The sequence below is a fragment of the Lachnoanaerobaculum gingivalis genome (assembly GCF_003862475.1).
GTDB classification, from domain to species: Bacteria; Bacillota; Clostridia; order Lachnospirales; family Lachnospiraceae; genus Lachnoanaerobaculum; species Lachnoanaerobaculum gingivalis.
This window is the reverse complement of record NZ_RRCO01000001.1, coordinates 236,833-257,267: the sequence shown is the minus strand read 5'-3', so window position 1 is coordinate 257,267 and position 20,435 is coordinate 236,833. Positions and strand designations below refer to the sequence as shown.

The following is a 20,435-nucleotide window of genomic DNA, read 5'->3' as shown; positions in this document are numbered from 1 at the left end:
GTAGTCTAATATTCTTATAGTGGTGGAGTTGTGCTTAGGTATATCCTCCGCAGATATTATAGGGATGGGATTTATTATGACTTTCAATCACAAATCGGTGCTTTTGAATGAAGTGATAGAATCTTTGAATATAAAAGCCGACGGCTGCTATGTTGACGGCACTTTAGGTGGTGGAGGACATGCCTTAGAAGTGGTTAAACGACTGGGAAGCGGTAAACTTATAGGAATTGACCGAGACTCGGATGCTATTAAGGCTGCTACTCAAAGATTGAATGATTACAGTAATAATGTTATTATTATAAGAGACAACTATGTTAATATAGAAAATATATTAAAAAAAGAAAACATAGACAAGGTTGACGGAATATATATTGACCTTGGCGTGTCTTCATATCAGCTTGATACCGCCGAAAGAGGATTTACCTATAGATATGATGCTCCGCTTGATATGAGAATGGATGACAGAAACGAGTTAAAGGCGTCCGATATTGTAAACGATTATTCGGAGTCGGAACTCTTTCATATCATCAGAGACTATGGTGAAGACAGATTTGCAAAGAATATTGCAAAACATATTGTTGAATATAGGAATAAGAAGAGAATAGAAACCACATTTGAACTGGTAGATATTATAAAAGCTTCTATTCCTATGAAAATACAGGTAACAGGAGGGCATCCTGCAAAGAGAACATTTCAGGCCATAAGGATTGAATTAAACAAAGAGCTTGAGGTTTTAACCGATTCATTAGATGTAATGATTGATTTATTGAAACCGGGCGGAAGGTTGTCTGTTATCACATTTCATTCTTTGGAGGACAGAATAGTAAAGCAGGCATTTAAAAAAGCCGAGTCACCATGTGTTTGTCCGAAAAAGTTTCCTGTCTGTGTTTGCGGGAATAAATCAAAGGGAAGAGTTATTACGAGAAAGGCGATACTGCCAAGTGAGGAGGAACTGGAGGAAAATTCCAGATCCAAAAGTGCAAAACTTAGAGTATTTGAAAAGGGAGTCTAAATGAAAGAAACTGTTAAGAGAAAAAGGCAAGGAACGAAGAAAAAGCACGGTACAGAGACAGAATATTATGTAGACGGTAATGTTGTAAGAAAAGTGGAAACAGCCGTTCCGAAAAAAGAACCTAAGTCTTCTGAAGGTGAAGCGGCAAAAACTAACAGAATGATAAGGAAAAATAGGGAAAGAGCATTATCCATGGACTTCCCTTATCTTGTTGTGTTTTCAGCAGCTATGATAGCCATGTTGTTTTTGTGTGCAAACTACATTGCAATGCAGTCAAAACTGACTTCCACTATAAAGCAGACACAAAAAAATGAGTCAAATCTTGAAAAGTTGAAAAATGAAAATGATTCTTTAGAGAATATGATTGCGACTTACGTTGATTTGGATCATATATATGATGTAGCTACAAATAAGTTGGGTATGATTTATGCTAAGAAGAATCAAGTTATAACATACGAAAAAACGGAAAGTGAATATGTCAGACAATTTGAAGATATCCCGAGATAAAAAGGGAAATAATAAAAAAGGTAAGGATGGAAGTACTTCCAATCCTTTAGATAATTTGCAGGGAAGGCTTGTAATCATCCTGTTTATGATTATAATTGCTTTCGCTGCATTGTTTTTTAAGATTTTTATGTTACAAAGAAGTAAGTCTAAGGAATACAATCAGAAGATTCTGTCACAGCAAAAATATGATTCACGAGATATACCTTATAAAAGGGGTGATATACTCGATAGAAACGGAACATATATTGCCACAAGTGAAAAGGTTTACAATTTGATAATTGATCCGAAACAAATAAACAGCGATCAGGAAGATTACCTAAATGCTACAGTATCTGTATTGAGTGAAGTTTTCGGATACAGCATCGATGAGTTGAAAAGTACTATTGCCCAAAAGTCGGACAGCTCATATGTAAAATATGCTAAAGATATAAGCTATGATCAAAAAATAGCTTTTGAAGAAAAAAAAGAAGAGTACAATAAGTCTTACAAAGAGAGTAAAAGCTCTGAAAGAGTATACGGTATCTGGTTTGAAGAAAGTTATGTAAGAAGATATCCTTACGGCTCAAGTGCATGTAATGTTATAGGGTTTGCAAATAATGAAGATTTGAGTGGTAATTCCGGAATAGAGCAGTATTACAATGATCAATTAATCGGAGTATCGGGCAGGGAATACGGATATTTAAATGATGAATCGTCTCTTGAAAGAGTGATTAAAAATCCTACAGACGGAAATAAGGTGGTTTCGACCATAGATTTGAATATCCAAAAGATTGTAGAAAAACATATTGCCGAATGGCAAAGTTCTACAGGTTCAAATATGACTGCGGCAATAGTGATGAATCCTAATAACGGTGAAATTCTTGCTTTGGCTACCAGCAGAACATTTGATTTGAATAATCCCAGAGATTTGAATAATTATTACTCACCTGAACAGCAGGCAGAGATGGATGACAAGGCAAAGGTGGATGCGCTAAGTAATATATGGAGAAACTACGCTGTCAGCGATACATATGAGCCTGGCTCACCTTCAAAGGTGTTTACGGTAGCTTCCGCCATGGAAGAGGGCGTTATAACAGGTAATGAAAGCTATGACTGTAAGGGATTTGAAGAAGTCGGCGGCTGGAAGATAAGATGTGCCAACAGAAACGGTCACGGTGTATTGAATGTTACCGAGGCCCTTATGGAGTCATGCAATGTGGCTATGATGGATATTTCAAGAGCTGAAGGAAGTCAGAAATTTTATGAATATCAAAAGGTATTCGGATTCGGTTCAAAGACAGCAATAGATTTGCCGGGAGAAGCGGATACAAGCGGACTTATACATACGGCGGATAATGCAAGCGCAACGGATCTTGCAACAAACTCTTTCGGACAGAATTATAATACAACTATGATTCAACTTGCGGCTGCGTATTCATCTGTTGTAAACGGCGGTTCATATTATCAACCTCATGTTGTAAAGCAGATTTTGAATTCAAAAGGTGCAATAATAGAAAATATTGAGCCGGAGCTTGTAAGAGAGACGGTTTCCGCACATACCACTGCGTTTATAAATGAAGCGCTTAGGAGAACTGTAGCGGAAGGAACAGGTAGTGCAGCGGCGGTTGCGGGTTATGATGTCGGTGGAAAAACCGGTACTGCAGAGAAGTATCCCAGAGGAAACGGAAATTATCTGGTTTCATTTATAGGAAGCGTACCTGCACAAGCGCCGGAAGTTGTATGCTATGTTCTTGTGGATACTCCTCATGTGGCGGATCAGGCAAGATCTGCATATGCAAGCTCCTTGTTCTCAAAAATTATGACTGAAGTATTGCCATATATGAATATATATTCAAATGTAGACGAAAGTATAGATGTAAGTAAATTCCCGGCTGCAGAGGGTATTACAGACAGTAATACTCAAAAGCAAGAGGAGTCAAAGAACTATTCTACAGAAGAAGTAATACCTAACGACGGTGGAAACGGACTTCCGGGAGCACCTGCCGGAGAGGGAGAAGAATAAAATTTTGGAGATATTATGTTAAGAGATACATTGATTGCATTATTGATAGGTTTTGTTGTTACCGCAATTGCATGTCCTTTGTTTATTCCCGTTTTACACAGGTTTAAATTCGGACAGATGGTAAGAGATGACGGGCCTAAGGAACATTTGAAGAAGACAGGTACTCCAACGATGGGCGGAATTTCATTTCTGGCCGGTATATTGGTTGCAAGCCTGTTTTTGATACCTAAGTATAAAGAAGTGGCTGTAGTATTCTTATTTACTATATCCTATGGTATAATAGGTCTTTTGGATGATATACTGAAAATAAAGAAAAAACAGTCTGAAGGACTGAAGTCATCACAAAAATTTATACTTCAGCTTGTAGTCAGTGTGATTTTTATAATGTATCTGTATAAAATATACGGACTTGACTACGGTGTTCTTATACCTTTCACAGGCTCATTTGATAAAGGTATAATATTAAAGCTTGGTGTTATATGGATACCATTTGCTCTGTTTGTAATACTGGGAACGGATAACGGTGTGAATTTTACCGACGGACTTGACGGATTATGCTCAACCGTTACAGTTATAGTAGCATTATTCTTTATGCTTATAGGATTAAAAGGCAGTTTTTCGGTTACACCTGTTACCGGTGCGGTTATAGGCAGTCTTATGGGATTTTTGATATTTAACGCTTACCCTGCCAAGGTGTTTATGGGAGACACGGGTTCTTTGGCACTTGGAGGTTTTGTCTCATCATATGCACTTATGTGCAGGATACCTGCATTTATTGCAGTTGTCGGATTTATATATATGATAGAGGTAATATCGGTAATCATTCAGGTGGGATATTTTAAAGCCACAAAAGGAAAAAGATTTTTCAAGATGGCACCTATACATCACCATTTTGAACTCTGTGGCTGGTCTGAGACAAGGACTGTGACAGTATTTGGTATAGTTACCATAATACTTGGTATTTTAGTTTATCTGTTTATGTAGGAGGCAATATGATTGGAGTTGCGGGCTTAGGAAAGAGCGGTATATCAGCCGCCACATTACTTTTAAAAAATAATGAGGCGGTAATACTCTTTGACAGTAATAAAGAACTTAATAAAGAAGAAATACTTGCAAAGTTTGATAAGGCATATCACAAAAATATAAATATTATTCTCGGGGAATTAAAAAAGTCAGATTTAGAGGATATGTCATATCTTGTTATAAGTCCGGGAATAGATTTGGAGACTGATTTTGTACAGGTACTTAAAGCGAATAACATTCCGATATGGAGTGAAATTGAGCTTGGGTTTAAATACGATAAAGGCGGATTGATAGCTATAACAGGTACAAACGGTAAGACAACCACAACATCACTTGTCGGCGAGATAATGTCAAATTTTGCAAAAAGCAGCTTCACGGTTGGAAATATAGGAATACCTTATACCGATATTGCAGATAAAACGGATGAAGATTCAGTTACGGTACTTGAGACATCGTCATTCCAATTGGAAACGATTATTGACTTCAGACCGAATATATCGGCTATTTTGAATATAACTCCGGATCATTTAAACAGACATCATACTATGGAGAACTATATCAAAGTAAAAGAAGATATAAGTAAAAATCAAACTGAAGATGATTTTTGTATTTTAAACTATGAAGATGAGGCTTTGAGAGAATTTGCAAACAGGGTAAAAGCTAAAGTCGTATTCTTTTCAAGCAAGAGAAAGCTTGAAAACGGATTTTATCTGGACAAAGATATTATTATGCAGAGTAAGGACGGTGTTGCAAAAGAAATTTTGGATACAAAGAAGTTAAATATACTTGGCAGACATAATTATGAGAATGTTATGGCCGCAATAGCGATATCATCTTCATACGGTGTACCTATAGACAGTATCGTAAATTCATGTTACGCATTTCATGCTGTTGAGCACAGAATAGAATTTGTAAAAGAGGTTAACGGAGTCAGATATTATAACGACTCCAAGGGTACAAATCCGGATGCGGCGATTCAAGCCGTACTTGCGATGCCTGCGGCAACATATATTATTGCCGGCGGATATGATAAGGGCTCTGAGTATGATGAATGGATAGAGAGCTTCGGTACAAAGGTTAAAAAGCTTGTACTTATGGGAGCTACAGCAGGGAAGATAGAAGAGTGTGCAAAAAAACACGGCTTTAATGATATAGTTACGGTCGACAGCATGCAGGAGGCTGTAGAAATATGTGCAAATGAAGCAAAAACTGGAGAATATGTACTTCTTTCACCTGCCTGTGCAAGTTGGGGAATGTTCAAAAACTATGAGGAGCGTGGAAGAATATTTAAGGACTGTGTTAGGGAATTAGGATAATATGGCTGATGATATAAAGAAGAATAAAGCCAAAATTAAAAATGTAGCAAAAAAAGAATTGCAAAACCAAGCCGTGAAAAGAAAAATAAAGGTGGAAAAAGGCGGACAGAAAAAAATAAAAGTTGATACTGCTAAAGAAAATAAAATAAGAAAAGTCGGAGTTAAGAAACCGGTTGTTAATGACAGTAAAAAAAATGAAACTAAAAAAAATCAAATTAAAAAAAGAAGGTTTTATGATTACAGTCCTATATTTATTATTTTGTTTTTGTTGATGTTGGGCTTGATAATGATTTATTCGGCAAGTTCATATACTGCAGATTTGAAGTTTAAAAACTCCGCTTATTTTGTAAATAAACAGCTTATCTTTGTTGGCTTGGGTCTCATTCTGATGATAATTGTATCAATAATACCTTACCAATTTTGGATAAAATTGTCGAAGCCTATTTATTTGGTTGCGACCGGGCTTGTAGGAGCTGTTTTAGTTATCGGTAGGGATGCAAACGGAGCGAGAAGATGGATTAATCTGTTCGGTATAAAATTCCAGCCCTCAGAGTTTGTAAAGGTGGCAATTATTATTTTTTCGTCTTACTATTTGGTAAAATATAAAAATGATTTACATTCGACAGACAGAAAGGTAGCTGAAAAGAAGCTTTGGATTCTATTCGGAGCGGTATTTGTTCCGACATTATTGGTTATGGTTGAAAATTTGAGCACATCCATAATTATATTTTTAATTGCGTTTTGTATGAGCTTTTTAGGCACATCAAATAAGAGGCTTCACACAGTAGGTGCAATCGCAATGGGTGTAATTTTGTTTTTCTCAAAACCTTTTGTAAAATTTATATATGAAAGAGGAGCAAGAGACTATCATTTGACAAGATTGCTTGTTTGGGCGGAGCCTGAGAAGTTCAGCAGAGACGGAGGATATCAGGTAATACAGGGACTTTATGCTATAGGCTCAGGAAGTTTATTCGGAAAGGGGCTTGGACAGGGAATGCAAAAGTTTTTCCTTCCGGAGTCACAAAATGATATGATTTTTGCTATAATAGTGGAAGAACTCGGACTTTTCGGCGCAGGACTTATAATGGGTGCATTTGTATTTTTAATATACAGAATGATAAAGATATCATTTTCTGTAAAGGACCCTGAAGGTGTGTATCTTGTGGTGGGAATTTTTATACATTTGTCTTTGCAGGTTATACTTAATATTGCGGTTGTAACGGGAGTATTGCCGAATACCGGAGTTTCACTTCCATTTATAAGTTACGGAGGTACATCTATTTTGGTACTGCTTGGAGAGATGGGAATTGTTTTGAGTGTCGCAAGATCAATAAAGCTGGACTACTGATATGAAGAAGTTTTACATTGTTTTATTTTGCATTGCCTTTATACTTGTCGGAATTTTCTCGGTCAAAATAACCGATTTCAATTTTGGAGGAAATACAAGATATACTGATGAAGAAATGAAGGAAATGCTTTTTCCGAATGAATTATCGAAAATAACACTTTATAATTTTATACGGAGTAAATTAAAAAAAGATTACAATATACCTTTCATTCAAGGGGTTGATATATATGTAACCGGAATGAACAGTGCCGATATTATAGTATATGAAAAAAGTGTTGTAGGCTGTGTAAAATATATGAGTTCCTATATGTATTTTGATAAGGACGGAATTGTGGTGGAGAGTTCAAATAATCTTCTTGACGGAATTCCGATAATAGACGGTTTGGATTTCGGAAGAGTGGTATTATATGAGAAACTTCCGATCTCAAATGAAAAAGTTTTTGAAGAAATGCTCAATATTACGCAGGTTCTGGTAGGATACGGAATAACGGTAGATAAGATTACAATTTCTTCAGATAATAATATAACATTATATATAGGGAAAATAGAGGTCTATCTGGGGGATTCGAGTGAATTAAACGGGAAAATAGGCGAATTGAGAGATATATGGGAGAAAATAAAGGATTTGTCCGGAATACTCTATCTGGATAATTATAATCCTATAAAAGAAAATACAACATATACTTTTAAGAAGAGATAACTATATGATATACTTAAGCTATTACAGAAGTCTTTAAAGAAAAATAAGTTGATATTTATATGAAAAACCTTTATTATAAGATGAGAGTTTGCTTAAGTGTAGGGGTACAGGAGGAATATATCTGTGTTAGAAATAAATAAGCCGGTAAATGAGAATACAGCGAAGATCATCGTGGTTGGTGTCGGAGGTGCCGGAAACAATGCCGTAAATAGAATGATTGATGAAAATGTAGAAGGCGTGGAATTTATTGGAGTTAATACCGATAAACAGGCCTTGGTTAATTGTAAAGCTGGGACTATTATACAGATAGGAGAGAAGCTTACAAAAGGACTTGGTGCCGGAGCAAAACCTGAAGTGGGAGAAAAAGCGGCAGAAGAGAATATTGAAGATATCACAAATAAGCTGAAGAATGCAGATATGGTATTTGTTACATGTGGAATGGGTGGTGGTACAGGAACAGGTGCATCACCGGTTATTGCCAGAGCGTCAAAAGATCTCGGCATACTTACAGTAGGTGTAGTAACAAAGCCTTTCCCTTTTGAAGGCAGACAGAGAATGAAAAATGCACTTGCAGGTATAGAGAATTTGAAGCAATATGTGGATACTTTGATTGTGATACCGAATGAGAAATTACTTCAGATAGTGGACAGAAAGACTACTATGCCTGATGCATTGAAAAAAGCTGACGAAGTATTGCAGCAGAGTGTTCAGGGCATTACAGATCTTATAAGTGAGACCGCTATTATCAACCTTGACTTTGCAGATGTTCAGACTGTAATGACAGGCAAGGGACTTGCACATATCGGTATCGGCTACGGAACAGGTGACAACAAGGCGCTTGATGCTGTTAAGGCGGCTGTTTCATCACCGCTTCTTGAGACAAGTATTGACAATGCCACTCATGTGCTTATTTCAATAGCAGGTGATGTCGGACTTGTTGAGGCAGATGAGGCAACCGGCTATGTACGTGAGCTTGTAAGTGAAGAGGCAAATATTATTTTCGGTGTATCATATAATGATGCTGAGCCGGACAGTGTGAAGATTACAGTTATTGCTACAGGTGTAACCAATGCAATAAATGATACTCCTGTAGGAGAATTAATCAGAGATATAAATACTAAGCATCAAAATGATAATATGCCGAAAAGAAATGATGCATATTTGCAGGGAATGAATACGGCGGGTATGGAAAGACCTGTACAGACTCAGCCGGAGCAGAATAATTATATAAATCCTACAGCAAACCATGCCGGAGAGAGCTATCAGGAAGGCGGTTATACCGGTGGATATACAGGAAACTTCGGGCAGTATCAGAGTGATTTTAACAATCAGAATTTGAACACTCAAAACAATCAGGGCTTGAATAATCCGAATATGAACAATCAAAATTACAACGGAAATTACATATCAGGACAGCGCCCGACTATTATAAGAACAGGTGATGCAAAGATAAATGTACCTGATTTCTTAAAGAGAAAGAAATAATGCAATTAATAAGCCTTGGAAGAAATTTCCAAGGCTTATTTGTGTTTATATATGATTTTTGATATATAGCTTGAGCAATCCCTTAAGTAATAGATTGTCATCTACGATAATATCATGTGTACAAAGAGGGGCTACAAAAGGTGCGAGACCGCCTGTTGCGATTACATTAAGTTTTTCACCAAGCTCTTCTTCCATACGTGATATAATGCCGTCCATCATACCGGCATGTCCGAATAGGATACCGCTTCTCATACTGTCTATTGTATTCTTTGCTATAACTTTTTTTGGCATATCAAGATTTACCTGTGGAAGTTGAGCGGTTTTTGAACTTAGAGTATCAAGAGAGATTCTAAGTCCGGGATGTATTATACCGCCTATATAATTTCCGCTTTTATCTACTACAGATATGGTGGTAGCAGTTCCCATATCTATGATTGCCAAAGGGAGAGGATATTCATCCATTGCGGCAACGGCGTCAACTATCATATCGGAGCCGACAGTTTTCGGATTGTCCATAAGTATATTCAATCCTGTTTTCATACCTGATTCTACAAGCATACATTCAATACTGAGTATTTTTTTGATTGCATTTCTGATGGTTTCATTTAGAGGAGGAACTACACTTGAAAGAATTGCACCTTCTATATCCGAAGGTTTTATTCCATGTATATCGAGGATGCCTTTTATATACATAGAGTACTCAAGATCGGTTCTTGTAGTATAGGTTGTGACTCTTTCAAGAAAATATGTTTTTTCATTGTCGATACCGCCGATGACAATATTTGTGTTACCCATATCGATTGCTAAAATCATAAAATTATCCTTCTTATGTAAGTAGATTTAAGGCTTTTAAAGGATATATACCGTATAAGCACTTGAGAACGATATTTCAAATAAAAGCTTTATTTTATATAAAGTATACTAATCTCTGTTCTTGCTTGCAATAATAAAATAGCGTATAATCGTGTAAGCATTACATCTAAATAAAAATTAAGATTTATGGAGGCTTTATGCTGAAAGATAAAAATATATTACTTGGTGTAACCGGAGGTATTGCGGCATATAAAATTGCAAATCTTGCAAGTATGTTAAAAAAACAGAGTGCAAATGTAAAAGTAATAATGACTGAGAATGCCTGTCAGTTCATCACACCTATGACATTTGAAACCTTGACAGCACAAAAAGTATATACAGATACATTTGACAGAAATTTTGAGTTTAAAGTGGATCATATAGAGCTTGGAAAGTGGGCTGATGTATTCCTTATAGCACCTGCTACAGCAAATGCTATCGGAAAGCTGGCAAACGGTATTGCGGATGATATGCTGACTACTACAGCTTTAGCAATGAGATGTCCTATAGTGGTTTCACCTGCCATGAATACAGCCATGTTTGAAAACAAGGTGGTTAAGCACAATATTATGAAACTTAGAACCTATGGTATGGATATCATCCTGCCTGCAAGCGGTCATCTGGCATGTGGAGATACAGGGGCCGGGAAAATGCCTGAACCTGAGATGCTCCTTGAATATATAAAAAGAGCTGCATATCAGAAAAAGGATCTTGTCGGTAAGAAAGTATGCGTAAGTGCGGGACCTACAAGAGAGGCAATAGATCCTGTAAGATATATATCAAATAATTCCACCGGGAAGATGGGAGTGGAGATTGCAAAGATGGCGGCTTATCGAGGCGCAAAGGTAAGTCTGGTAATGGGACCGTCAAATGTCTTTGTACCTGATTTTATAAACAGAATAGATATAAAATCGGCAGAGGATATGTATGAAGAGATAATGAAGATTTCAGATTCACAGGATATTATTATAAAGGCTGCGGCCGTTGCGGATTATACACCTGCAAACTACAGTGATGAAAAGATAAAGAAAAAAGATGGAGATCTTTCTATTGAACTTTCAAGAACCAAAGATATATTAAAGGAACTTGGTGAGAGAAAAGAAAATAATCCTAAAAAACAGTTTATTTGTGGATTTTCCATGGAAACTGAAAATATGGAAGAGAACTCAAAGAATAAACTGGCAAAGAAAAATGCGGATATGATAGTTGCAAATAATGTAAAGGTTGAGGGAGCAGGATTCGGGACCGATACGAATGTGGTTGCCATATTTACAAAGAATAGTGAGATAAGACTTGACAAGCTGTCAAAAACAGAAGTGGCAGAAAAGATATTTGATGAGATAGTGAGGAATTTTTAAGTGAACTTTGGAGAGATAAGTAAGAGAAGAACATTTGCCATAATATCACACCCGGATGCCGGAAAAACGACATTGACAGAGAAGTTTTTGCTCTATGGCGGTGCTATTAACTTAGCAGGAAGTGTAAAGGGAAAAAAGACTGCCAAATATGCGGTAAGCGACTGGATGGAGATAGAAAAGGAGAGAGGTATATCTGTAACTTCATCTGTTATGCAGTTTAACTATGAGGGATTTTGTATCAATATTTTGGATACACCTGGACATCAGGACTTCTCCGAGGATACCTACAGAACACTTATGGCGGCAGATTCTGCAGTCATGGTGATAGATGCAAGTAAGGGTGTTGAGGCACAGACTATAAAACTTTTTAAGGTCTGTGTAATGAGAAAGATACCTATATTTACATTTATAAACAAGCTTGACAGAGAGGCGAGAGATCCTTTTGAACTCTTGGATGAGATAGAGAATGTGCTTGGCATCAGAACATGTCCTGTGAACTGGCCTATCGGATCGGGAAAGAATTTTAAAGGTGTATATGACAGACAGACAAAGTTTATAAATAAGTTTACTGCAAATCATGCCGGAATGAAGGAAGTTGATACTCAAGTTATTGAACTTGAGGACAGTAAGCTGGATGATTATATCGGATTTGACTATGCTGATATATTAAGAGGAGATATAGAGCTTTTGGACGGTGCAAGTGATGATCTTGATATGGAGAGAGTGTCCGCAGGTGAACTGAGCCCTGTATTTTTCGGCTCGGCTCTTACAAACTTCGGAGTGCAGACCTTCCTTGAGCATTTCCTAAAAATGACTACATCACCTCTTAAGAGAAAAACTCATGACGGAGTGGTAGATCCTATGAAGGATGAGTTCTTCTCAGCCTTTGTATTCAAGATTCAGGCAAATATGAATAAAGCTCATAGAGACAGAATCGCATTTATGAGAATATGTTCAGGCGAGTATGATGCAGGTATGGATGTTTTCCATGTACAGGGAAACAGAAAGATAAAGCTCAATCAGTCAACGCAAATGATGGCGGATGAGAGAAAGATAGTTGAAAAGGCATATGCCGGAGATATTATAGGAGTATTTGATCCGGGTATATTCGGTATAGGTGATACACTTGCCACTGTAAATAATATCGAGTTTGAAGGTATACCGACATTTGCACCTGAGCATTTTGCCAGAGTACGTCAGGTGGACACCATGAAGAGAAAGCAATTCCTAAAGGGTGTGTATCAGATAGCACAAGAGGGTGCAATCCAGATTTTCCAGGAATATAATACCGGAATGGAAGAGATAATAGTGGGAGTTGTAGGTGTGCTCCAGTTTGAAGTACTGCTTTACAGACTGAAAAATGAATATAATGTAGATGTAAAACTTGATAAGCTGCCTTACGAGCATATAAGATGGATAGATGAAACATCTACTGTAGATATAGATAAGATACAGGGAACAAGTGATATGAAAAAGATCAAAGATCTTAAAGATCGTCCGCTTCTTATTTTTACACATCCTTGGAGTGTGAGAATGGTTGAGGAAAGAAATGAAGGACTGGTTTTAAGTGAGTTCGGAAAGAACTAAGAAAGGAACATTATGAGAAAATACAGACAGGAAATAGAAAAATATATAGATGAGCACAGAGATGAGATGGTAGCCGATATCATTAAGCTCTGCTCTATAAACAGTACAAGAGGCGAGTATGTGGAGGGTGCACCATTTGGAGAAGGTCCAAAAAGAGCACTTACTATGGCACTCAGTATTGCACAAAAGTACGGTTTTGACATAACAAACTATGATAATTATGTAGGTGCAATAGATCTCAATAATAAAGAAAAGGGACTTGATATACTTGCTCATTTGGATGTAGTACCTGAGGGAGAAGGATGGAGCGTTACAGCACCTTTTGAGCCTAAGGAAATAGACGGAAAAATCTACGGAAGAGGAACTTCAGATGATAAGGGGCCTGCAGTTGCGGCACTTTTTGCTCTTCGTGCGGTTAAGGATTTGAACATACCTGTAAAAAAGAATACAAGACTTGTTTTGGGTACGGATGAGGAGTGTGGCAGCAGCTGCATAAAGCATTATTACACAAAAGAAAAGGAAGCACCTATGACATTCTCACCTGACGGAGAATTTCCGGTAGTGAATATTGAAAAAGGACAGTTACAGGGTGAGTTTTCAGCCGCTCTTGAAGATGCCGGGGAAAAAAGACTTGTAAGTATTGAAGCAGGTACAAAGGTAAATGTGGTTCCACCAAAGGCAAAAGCGGTTATAGAGGGATTTGGTATAGAAGAAGTTGAGGCAAAAGCCAAGGAAGTAACCAAGGAAACAGGTATACAGTTTAAGTACGATCTTGTGCCAGTTTTTGAGATTACGGCACTTGGTGCAAATGCACATGCATCAACTCCTGAGAACGGTAATAACGCTATAACAGGACTTTTGGAACTGCTTTGCAGACTTGATTTTTCACCTTCAAAGAAGATAGAGACAATAAAGAAATTATACTCTCTTATGCCGCATGGAGATACAAAGGGTGAGGCGATGGGCATTGCCGTAGAGGATGAAAAAAGCGGTGCACTTACACTTGCTTTTTCAATGCTTACTTTAAAGAATAATATAATGCACGGATTCTTTGACAGCAGAATCCCTGTAAGCGGTGACGGAGATAAGATACTAAAAACCGTCAGGGAAAAATTTGCAGACATAGATGTGGAATTTTTAAATGATTCGGTTTTGGCACCACATGAGGTAGACGAAAATTCAACTTTTGTAAAGACATTGCTCTCAATATATGAGGACTACACAGGTCTTAAGGGAGAATGTATTGCCATGGGAGGCGGTACTTATGTGCACAATATTGAAAACGGTGTAGCATTCGGTGCGGTTTTCCCGGGTACGGATACAAAAATGCATGGAGCTGACGAGTTTGTTGTAATAGATGAGCTTATTGCTTCAGCAAAAATATTTGCACAGTCCATAGTGGAGTTGTGTAATTAAGGGGGAGTATGGATTCTATTGTAAGCTTAAAGTCCATGGGCAAAGTCTTTCATACAAAGAACGGAGATGTAAAGGCCCTGGATGATATAAATCTGGATATAAACAGAGGGGAAATATTCGGAATAATAGGTTTATCAGGAGCAGGCAAGTCTACTTTGGTCAGATGTATCAACTATCTTGAGGTGCCGACAGAAGGAGACGTTTACTTTGAAGGTAAACCTCTAAAGAATATGGGGGAGTACGGTATAAGAAGTGTAAGAAGGAATATGGGAATGATATTTCAGCAGTTCAACTTGCTTTCACAAAGAAATATACTGAATAATGTGTGCTTTCCTTTAGAAATAAGCGGTGTTCCAAGAGCTGCGGCTGTAAAAAGGGCAAAAGAGTTACTGAAGCTGGTGGGACTCTCGGATAGAGAAAAGGCATATCCGGCACAGCTTTCAGGAGGACAAAAGCAAAGAGTGGCTATTGCAAGAGCTATTGCTACAAATCCGAAGCTCTTATTATGTGATGAGGCTACATCAGCACTGGATCCTAAGACTACAAAGCAGATACTTGATCTTATAAAAGATATAAATAAAAATATGGGAATTACGGTGATAGTAATAACTCATGAGATGAAAGTTATTGAGAGTATCTGCGACAGAGTTGCAATTATTGAAAACAGCCGTATTGCAGAGATGGGCAGAGTCGAGGACATCTTTGCAAATCCGCAGTCTGAAATAGGTAAAAAGCTTATACTCGGCGATGTATTGCCGAATAAAGAAATTGTATCAGGAGTTAAACTTCGAATAGAATTTGACGGCAGAAGCTCTTTTGAGCCTGTACTCTCAAATATGATTTTATCCTGCGGAATTCCTGTTAATATTCTTTATGCACAGACTAAAGATATCGGAGGTTCTGCAGTAGGTCATATGATTGTTCAGATATCCGGTGAAGAAGAAGCGGTAAAGGCGAAAAGATATCTTGACAGTATAGGCGTGGTATACCATGAGGTGGAATTGACCGAAGGAAAGGAGCTGATAGATTAATATGACATCAATGATTTTAAAAGGTCTGTTTGAGACTTTATTAATGACTGTTGCTTCATCATTCTTTTCATACCTTATAGGTATTCCGCTTGGGGTTGTTTTGGTTGTTACAGATAATACAGGTATAAAGCCTATGCCTAAGTTAAACGGTATATTGGGTATGATTATAAATCTTATACGTTCGGTTCCGTTTATGATCTTACTTATTATGGTAATACCTCTTACAAGAATTATAGTTGGAACATCAATAGGACCTGTTGCGGTTATACCGCCTCTTGTTATAGCGGCGGCACCTTATATCGCCAGAATGGTTGAGTCTTCACTCAAAGAAGTGGATGCGGGCGTAATAGAGGCTGCAAAGTCAATGGGTGCAAGTAATGCTCAGATAATTTTTAAAGTGCTTTTACCGGAGTCAAAGCCTTCTCTTCTTGTAGGTGCTGCAATATCCGTTACAACAATACTCGGATATTCTGCAATGGCGGGATTTACAGGTGGCGGCGGTCTTGGAACAATTGCCATAAACTACGGATATTACAGATATCAGACAGATATAATGTTTATTACCGTAGCAATCCTTGTAATTTTGGTTCAAATAATACAGGAAATTTTTATGAGAAGTTCAAAGAGCTCCGATAAGAGAATCAGGTAATATAACAGGTTATAAAAAAAGACTATAAACATATGTAGGCTAAATCATTGACATAATACATTGTATGGTCTATAAATTGTATATGAAATTTAAGGAGGAATAATAAATGAAAAAAAGAATATTATTAGCATTAGGTTTGGTATCACTTCTTGCACTTGCAGGATGTGGAAAGAAGGCTGCAGATACAAAAACAAGTGAAAGCGCAAGTGAGTCTGTCAGTGAGTCGGCAGAAACAAGTGCAGTTTCAAAAGATTTAAAGACAATCACTGTAGGAGCAACTCCTGCACCACATGCGGAAATTTTAGAGGCTGCAAGAAAAGAGTTGAACAAAGAAGGCTATGATTTAAAGATAGTTGAGTATAATGATTATATCCAGCCGAATGTGGCTCTTGATACAAAGGAATTGGATGCGAACTACTTCCAGCATTATCCATACCTTGAGAACTTTAATAAAGAGCACAATACAACTCTTGTTTCAGCCGGTGCAATCCATTATGAGCCTTTCGGTATCTATGCGGGAAAGACTGCATCACTTGATGCACTTGCAGACGGTGCAAAGATTTCAGTGCCGAATGATGCCACAAATGAGGCAAGAGCATTGCTCTTACTTGAGGCAAACGGACTTATAAAGTTAAAAGAGGGCGTAGGAATCAATGCTACAAAGCAGGATATCTTAGAAAATCCTAAGAATCTTGATATTCAGGAAATTGAGGCTGCACAGGTTGCAAGAACACTTAAAGATGTTGACGTTGCCGTTGTAAACGGAAACTATGCAATCGAGGCTGGATTAAAGGTAAGCGATGCACTCGCTATAGAGGATTCCAAGTCACTTGCGGCTACAACATATGCAAATATTATAGCTGTAAGAGAGGGTGATGAGAAATCTGATGCAACTCTTGCACTTATAAAGGCTCTTGAAAGCGATACTGTAAAGAAATTTATAGAAAGTAAGTACAATGGTGCTGTTGTACCGATGTTCTAATCTATGAGTAGATTTACAGGGATAAAGATTATATTTACTCTGATTGCCTGTGTATTTGCTTTTGTTTCTGTCGGAAAGATTACATTTGCTTCAGAGGCAAGTGTAAAGACGACTCTTGACAGTATTGATTTTGAAAGAAAGTCAAAAAATGAGATTAATCTGTTTTTTTCAGGCAACAGTATAAATGAAGTCGACAGATATGTAATCCTTAGAAAGGATGCATCTGCAAAGGACTTCAAAGAGATAAAGAGAATTTCATCCAAGGATGTAAATAAAACAGGAAATATTTCTTATACCGATAAAATAAGTACAAACGGATATGTAAAATATGAGTACAGAGTGGACGCATATTTAAAAAACGGGAAGCAGGTAAAGGGTAAATCAATATTTGCAAGTAATATCCTTATATGTATTGATCCGGGACATTTTCAGACAAAGAATGCGATAGAAGGAGAGGACGGTTACGGTTACTCTGAATCTATGGCGGTATTAAAGCTGGGATTGGCCTTAAGAGACAGTTTAAAGAAAAACTACGGTATATCTTGTGTTCTTACAAGAACAACGGAAAGTATTACAATTGACGGATTTACAGATAAAAATCTGGATGGCGGTCATATTTCACTTAGAGGAGATATGGCGGGAAGAAGCGGTGCGGATTTGTTTATATCATTGCATACGAATTCAAATAATTCACATGCAAACGGGTATCCTACAAATTCACAGCCTGTTACAATTAATAAGCCGCTTATAATATTAAATTCACTTGCAAAAGAGAATGATATATGTATAAATATTGCCAATAATATAGGTGAGAATTTATCAATTGTAAACTTTAATGAGGGACTTGCAAAGAGTAAGGACTTTGATTCCGTTAAAAAAGGTTCCTTAAGTGAGTGGACTGTTGCTAAAAATGACAGTATTACAATAAACGGCAGTGTATACTATAGAATGGGAGAAAACGGAGACTATTACGGTGTACTTAGAGGTGCAAATGTAGCCGGAGTACCCGGAATGATAGTGGAACATGGTTTTCACTCGGTGCCTGAAGTCAGAAAAAAGGCTATGCAATCCGATTTAATAAATAAATGGGTTGATGCGGATGCCAAGTCAATAGCTGCAGGTTTCGGATTTTAAAAATTAATACAAATAAAAATTATTACAAATAAAACTCCTCAGCAGATATAACCGACTGAGGAGTTTTGCTATTTTAGTAAATAACCATGGCATCATATATTGCAATGGTTGCATTGGATCCGGGGTCTACAGAGTATTGTGAGAATCTCCATATACCGTCACTGCCTTTCTTTAGAATATATTCAGGCTTTTGGTTTACTCTTTCCCATATACGTATCTGACTGTCGGCATTTGCACTCCATGAGTTTTTATATAGAGTGGTATTGACTTGAGTCAGCTTGTCTCCTGTAAACGAAGAATATTTTCTGTCAAGTATAACATCATAGTCTTCGTTGGTAGCAAGTTTTATGGTGTTTTCATCCACCACAGTTATAGAACTTACATTGTAGGACATAAGACTTTCACTTACTACATTGGCAAAACCACCTGTAACCTGTTTAGTCATCTGATATTTAAGTCCGGTTTCATCTGTAGGACTTACGGTATCGTCAATTTTTGAAGCCATCTGATTATAGCTGTGTGCATTCATATCTTCAATATAGCTTCTTAGGAAATTACCGAGAAGAGTGTTGAAGAAGTCATTTCCTGAGTTTGTTTCCATATCCGCACTTCCTCCGACTCCGTCTCCCTTCACATATACACTGATATCTCTCTTATCTGTATAATTAGTTGGATCAGGTATTTCATATTCTATTTCATAGTACTGTTTCATACCCTTGTAGATGCTGCTGTAGAAATTGCCCATATCCATACCGAAAGAGTTGAAGTATTTAAATTCACCACCTGAGGCGGAAGTAATCTGAATAAGATCGCTGTCATTTGCACTGTAATTATCACCTATTCTGACTATGTAAACAGGAATCTTATATGCCGACACCACATTGATAACATCATTTGCACTGTTGTAGCTTCCGACATCTTCGCCGTCTGTAAAAGCAAGGACACATTTTGCCCCGGGTATTCCGGATACATCCTGAACGGCATAGATAAGTGTATCATACAGCTTAGTTTGTCCTGATGCGATATATGAAAAAATCTTTTGGTTTAACGCGTTTACATCGGATGTGAATACACCGCTTTTATCAATATATGAGTTGAACTCTGTAAGCTTTACTTTATCGCCCACATTAAATTGAACGGTATTAAGGAAAGTGGACATTACAGTTTTTGCACTGCCAAGTCTTTCGCCTTCCATACTTGCACTTGTATCTGCAACCATATCAATATTTAACGCATCCTTTTGGTCAAGCATTGAAATATTTTTAATTGTTACAGACTGAAAGTCACCGTTTGCAACACTTTTTTCAGATACATAGAACATATTTGGTGAGAGATTTGTGACAACATCACCCGAAGAGTCCTTTACATCCACATACATTCTGACTGTAGGATAATTGGTGTAGTCAAATTGGACTATATTTACATCTAAACCGGTAAGCTTCGTACTTGAGTATTCCACAAGCTTACTCCAGTTTTCCGAAACCTCCTTGTAATTGATAAAATTATGGTTTTTTATCATCTCGGAAATGTTTTCACTGTATTCTGTAAGCTTTTTCTTTTCATCTTCTGAAGCATAGGGTACATCTGCATTATCTAATTTTTCTACAAGTTCTTTAGCTGAAGTTTCAATTCTTGATTCTATTTGTGAAGTTAGTTTGACAAGCTTTTTTGCAATCAAAAGCTGATTCTTGTAATCATTGTCTCCGATATCATCACATTCGGTATCAATCTTTTGAAGTCTCTCTTTTTCATTGTCCTCCAGACCGTAAGATTCAAGTTTTTCCACCAGGTCCATTTCCCATGCGTTGAACTCCTGACCTTCAGTTATTTTTTTCAGACTGCCCTTGTCAACAAAGCCGCATGCAGTCATAGAAATCGACAGAGTCAAGAAAGTAACAGCAATTAAGACTTTTTTCATATCCAATAAAACTCCTTACTTTATTATTAATATTATACATCTTAAAATATTAAGTGTAAATCAGGAACAGAGGTCGATTATATAGTATTCATGAAAAATTTATGGTAAAATTATT

17 protein-coding genes are annotated in these 20,435 nt (G+C 37.2%); 15 read left to right on the top strand and 2 right to left on the bottom strand.

Translation table 11 applies throughout. The features are described 5' to 3' along the window. Positions 1-76: 76 nt before the first annotated feature. From rsmH to ftsZ, 8 genes are all read left to right on the top strand, one after another. Positions 77-1,012, top strand: coding sequence for a 16S rRNA (cytosine(1402)-N(4))-methyltransferase RsmH (gene rsmH, locus EHV10_RS01205; RefSeq protein ID WP_128673052.1), 936 nt, complete (start codon positions 77-79; stop codon positions 1,010-1,012). After that, the gene (locus tag EHV10_RS01200; protein ID WP_128673051.1) at positions 1,013-1,519 is read left to right on the top strand and encodes an FtsB/FtsL family cell division protein; all 507 of its coding nucleotides are present in this window, start codon (positions 1,013-1,015) and stop codon (positions 1,517-1,519) included. It abuts the gene before it with no gap. Continuing rightward, positions 1,488-3,521: a peptidoglycan D,D-transpeptidase FtsI family protein gene (locus EHV10_RS01195; RefSeq protein ID WP_128673050.1), complete on the top strand. Its 2,034-nt coding sequence runs from the start codon at positions 1,488-1,490 to the stop codon at positions 3,519-3,521. Before EHV10_RS01200 ends, EHV10_RS01195 begins: the two co-directional genes overlap by 32 nt. A 15-nt stretch (positions 3,522-3,536) precedes the next feature. Further along, positions 3,537-4,505, top strand: a complete 969-nt coding sequence (gene mraY, locus EHV10_RS01190) for a phospho-N-acetylmuramoyl-pentapeptide-transferase (RefSeq protein ID WP_128673049.1) — start codon at positions 3,537-3,539, stop codon at positions 4,503-4,505. 8 nt (positions 4,506-4,513) lie between these two features. Then, complete coding sequence (gene murD, locus EHV10_RS01185) at positions 4,514-5,860, top strand: UDP-N-acetylmuramoyl-L-alanine--D-glutamate ligase (protein WP_128673048.1); 1,347 nt, start codon at positions 4,514-4,516, stop codon at positions 5,858-5,860. Between the two features lies 1 nt (position 5,861). Beyond that, entirely contained in the window at positions 5,862-7,208 is a 1,347-nt protein-coding gene (locus EHV10_RS01180; RefSeq protein WP_128673047.1) for an FtsW/RodA/SpoVE family cell cycle protein, read from the top strand. A gap of 1 nt (position 7,209) precedes the next feature. Further along, positions 7,210-7,908 carry a cell division protein FtsQ/DivIB gene (locus tag EHV10_RS01175; RefSeq protein ID WP_128673046.1) on the top strand — a complete coding sequence of 233 codons (699 nt, stop codon included), beginning with the start codon at positions 7,210-7,212 and terminating at the stop codon, positions 7,906-7,908. Positions 7,909-8,031: 123 nt separating this feature from the next. Beyond that, positions 8,032-9,393: a cell division protein FtsZ gene (gene ftsZ / locus EHV10_RS01170; RefSeq protein ID WP_128673045.1), complete on the top strand. Its 1,362-nt coding sequence runs from the start codon at positions 8,032-8,034 to the stop codon at positions 9,391-9,393. 45 nt (positions 9,394-9,438) lie between these two features. Here the strand turns inward: ftsZ and EHV10_RS01165 are convergent, their stop codons facing one another. Further along, positions 9,439-10,206, bottom strand: a complete 768-nt coding sequence (locus tag EHV10_RS01165; RefSeq protein ID WP_128673044.1) for a type III pantothenate kinase — start codon at positions 10,204-10,206, stop codon at positions 9,439-9,441. Between the two features lie 197 nt (positions 10,207-10,403). Here EHV10_RS01165 and coaBC point away from each other — a divergent pair, with 197 nt between their 5' ends. The 7 genes from coaBC to EHV10_RS01130 all read left to right on the top strand — a co-directional run bounded on the left by coaBC (position 10,404) and on the right by EHV10_RS01130 (position 18,402). After that, complete coding sequence (gene coaBC / locus EHV10_RS01160; RefSeq protein WP_128673043.1) at positions 10,404-11,603, top strand: bifunctional phosphopantothenoylcysteine decarboxylase/phosphopantothenate--cysteine ligase CoaBC; 1,200 nt, start codon at positions 10,404-10,406, stop codon at positions 11,601-11,603. Beyond that, entirely contained in the window at positions 11,604-13,190 is a 1,587-nt protein-coding gene (locus EHV10_RS01155; RefSeq protein WP_128673042.1) for a peptide chain release factor 3, read from the top strand. It begins immediately after the preceding gene. A 12-nt stretch (positions 13,191-13,202) separates the two neighbouring features. Further along, positions 13,203-14,606: a dipeptidase PepV gene (gene pepV / locus EHV10_RS01150; protein WP_128673041.1), complete on the top strand. Its 1,404-nt coding sequence runs from the start codon at positions 13,203-13,205 to the stop codon at positions 14,604-14,606. 8 nt (positions 14,607-14,614) lie between these two features. Next, positions 14,615-15,637 (top strand): methionine ABC transporter ATP-binding protein, encoded by a 1,023-nt coding sequence (locus EHV10_RS01145; RefSeq protein WP_128673040.1) that lies wholly within the window; start codon positions 14,615-14,617, stop codon positions 15,635-15,637. A gap of 1 nt (position 15,638) precedes the next feature. After that, complete coding sequence (locus EHV10_RS01140) at positions 15,639-16,286, top strand: methionine ABC transporter permease (protein ID WP_128673039.1); 648 nt, start codon at positions 15,639-15,641, stop codon at positions 16,284-16,286. 106 nt (positions 16,287-16,392) lie between these two features. Next, positions 16,393-17,268: a MetQ/NlpA family ABC transporter substrate-binding protein gene (locus EHV10_RS01135; protein WP_128673038.1), complete on the top strand. Its 876-nt coding sequence runs from the start codon at positions 16,393-16,395 to the stop codon at positions 17,266-17,268. Between the two features lie 3 nt (positions 17,269-17,271). Continuing rightward, positions 17,272-18,402, top strand: a complete 1,131-nt coding sequence (locus EHV10_RS01130; RefSeq protein WP_128673037.1) for an N-acetylmuramoyl-L-alanine amidase family protein — start codon at positions 17,272-17,274, stop codon at positions 18,400-18,402. 73 nt (positions 18,403-18,475) lie between these two features. On the opposite strand, the gene EHV10_RS01125 is transcribed toward EHV10_RS01130, so the two are convergent. After that, positions 18,476-20,320: a VWA domain-containing protein gene (locus EHV10_RS01125; RefSeq protein WP_128673036.1), complete on the bottom strand. Its 1,845-nt coding sequence runs from the start codon at positions 20,318-20,320 to the stop codon at positions 18,476-18,478. Positions 20,321-20,435: the final 115 nt, after the last annotated feature.

Coding starts and splice junctions, on each gene's coding strand:
- pepV (WP_128673041.1), top strand. CDS start 13,203: ATGAGAAAATACAGACAGGAAATAGAAAAATATATAGATGAGCACAGA.
- EHV10_RS01180 (WP_128673047.1), top strand. CDS start 5,862: ATGGCTGATGATATAAAGAAGAATAAAGCCAAAATTAAAAATGTAGCA.
- EHV10_RS01140 (WP_128673039.1), top strand. CDS start 15,639: ATGACATCAATGATTTTAAAAGGTCTGTTTGAGACTTTATTAATGACT.
- EHV10_RS01135 (WP_128673038.1), top strand. CDS start 16,393: ATGAAAAAAAGAATATTATTAGCATTAGGTTTGGTATCACTTCTTGCA.
- EHV10_RS01195 (WP_128673050.1), top strand. CDS start 1,488: ATGTCAGACAATTTGAAGATATCCCGAGATAAAAAGGGAAATAATAAA.
- EHV10_RS01130 (WP_128673037.1), top strand. CDS start 17,272: ATGAGTAGATTTACAGGGATAAAGATTATATTTACTCTGATTGCCTGT.
- murD (WP_128673048.1), top strand. CDS start 4,514: ATGATTGGAGTTGCGGGCTTAGGAAAGAGCGGTATATCAGCCGCCACA.
- EHV10_RS01165 (WP_128673044.1), bottom strand. CDS start 10,206: ATGATTTTAGCAATCGATATGGGTAACACAAATATTGTCATCGGCGGT.
- EHV10_RS01125 (WP_128673036.1), bottom strand. CDS start 20,320: ATGAAAAAAGTCTTAATTGCTGTTACTTTCTTGACTCTGTCGATTTCT.
- EHV10_RS01175 (WP_128673046.1), top strand. CDS start 7,210: ATGAAGAAGTTTTACATTGTTTTATTTTGCATTGCCTTTATACTTGTC.
- EHV10_RS01200 (WP_128673051.1), top strand. CDS start 1,013: ATGAAAGAAACTGTTAAGAGAAAAAGGCAAGGAACGAAGAAAAAGCAC.
- rsmH (WP_128673052.1), top strand. CDS start 77: ATGACTTTCAATCACAAATCGGTGCTTTTGAATGAAGTGATAGAATCT.
- coaBC (WP_128673043.1), top strand. CDS start 10,404: ATGCTGAAAGATAAAAATATATTACTTGGTGTAACCGGAGGTATTGCG.
- EHV10_RS01145 (WP_128673040.1), top strand. CDS start 14,615: ATGGATTCTATTGTAAGCTTAAAGTCCATGGGCAAAGTCTTTCATACA.
- mraY (WP_128673049.1), top strand. CDS start 3,537: ATGTTAAGAGATACATTGATTGCATTATTGATAGGTTTTGTTGTTACC.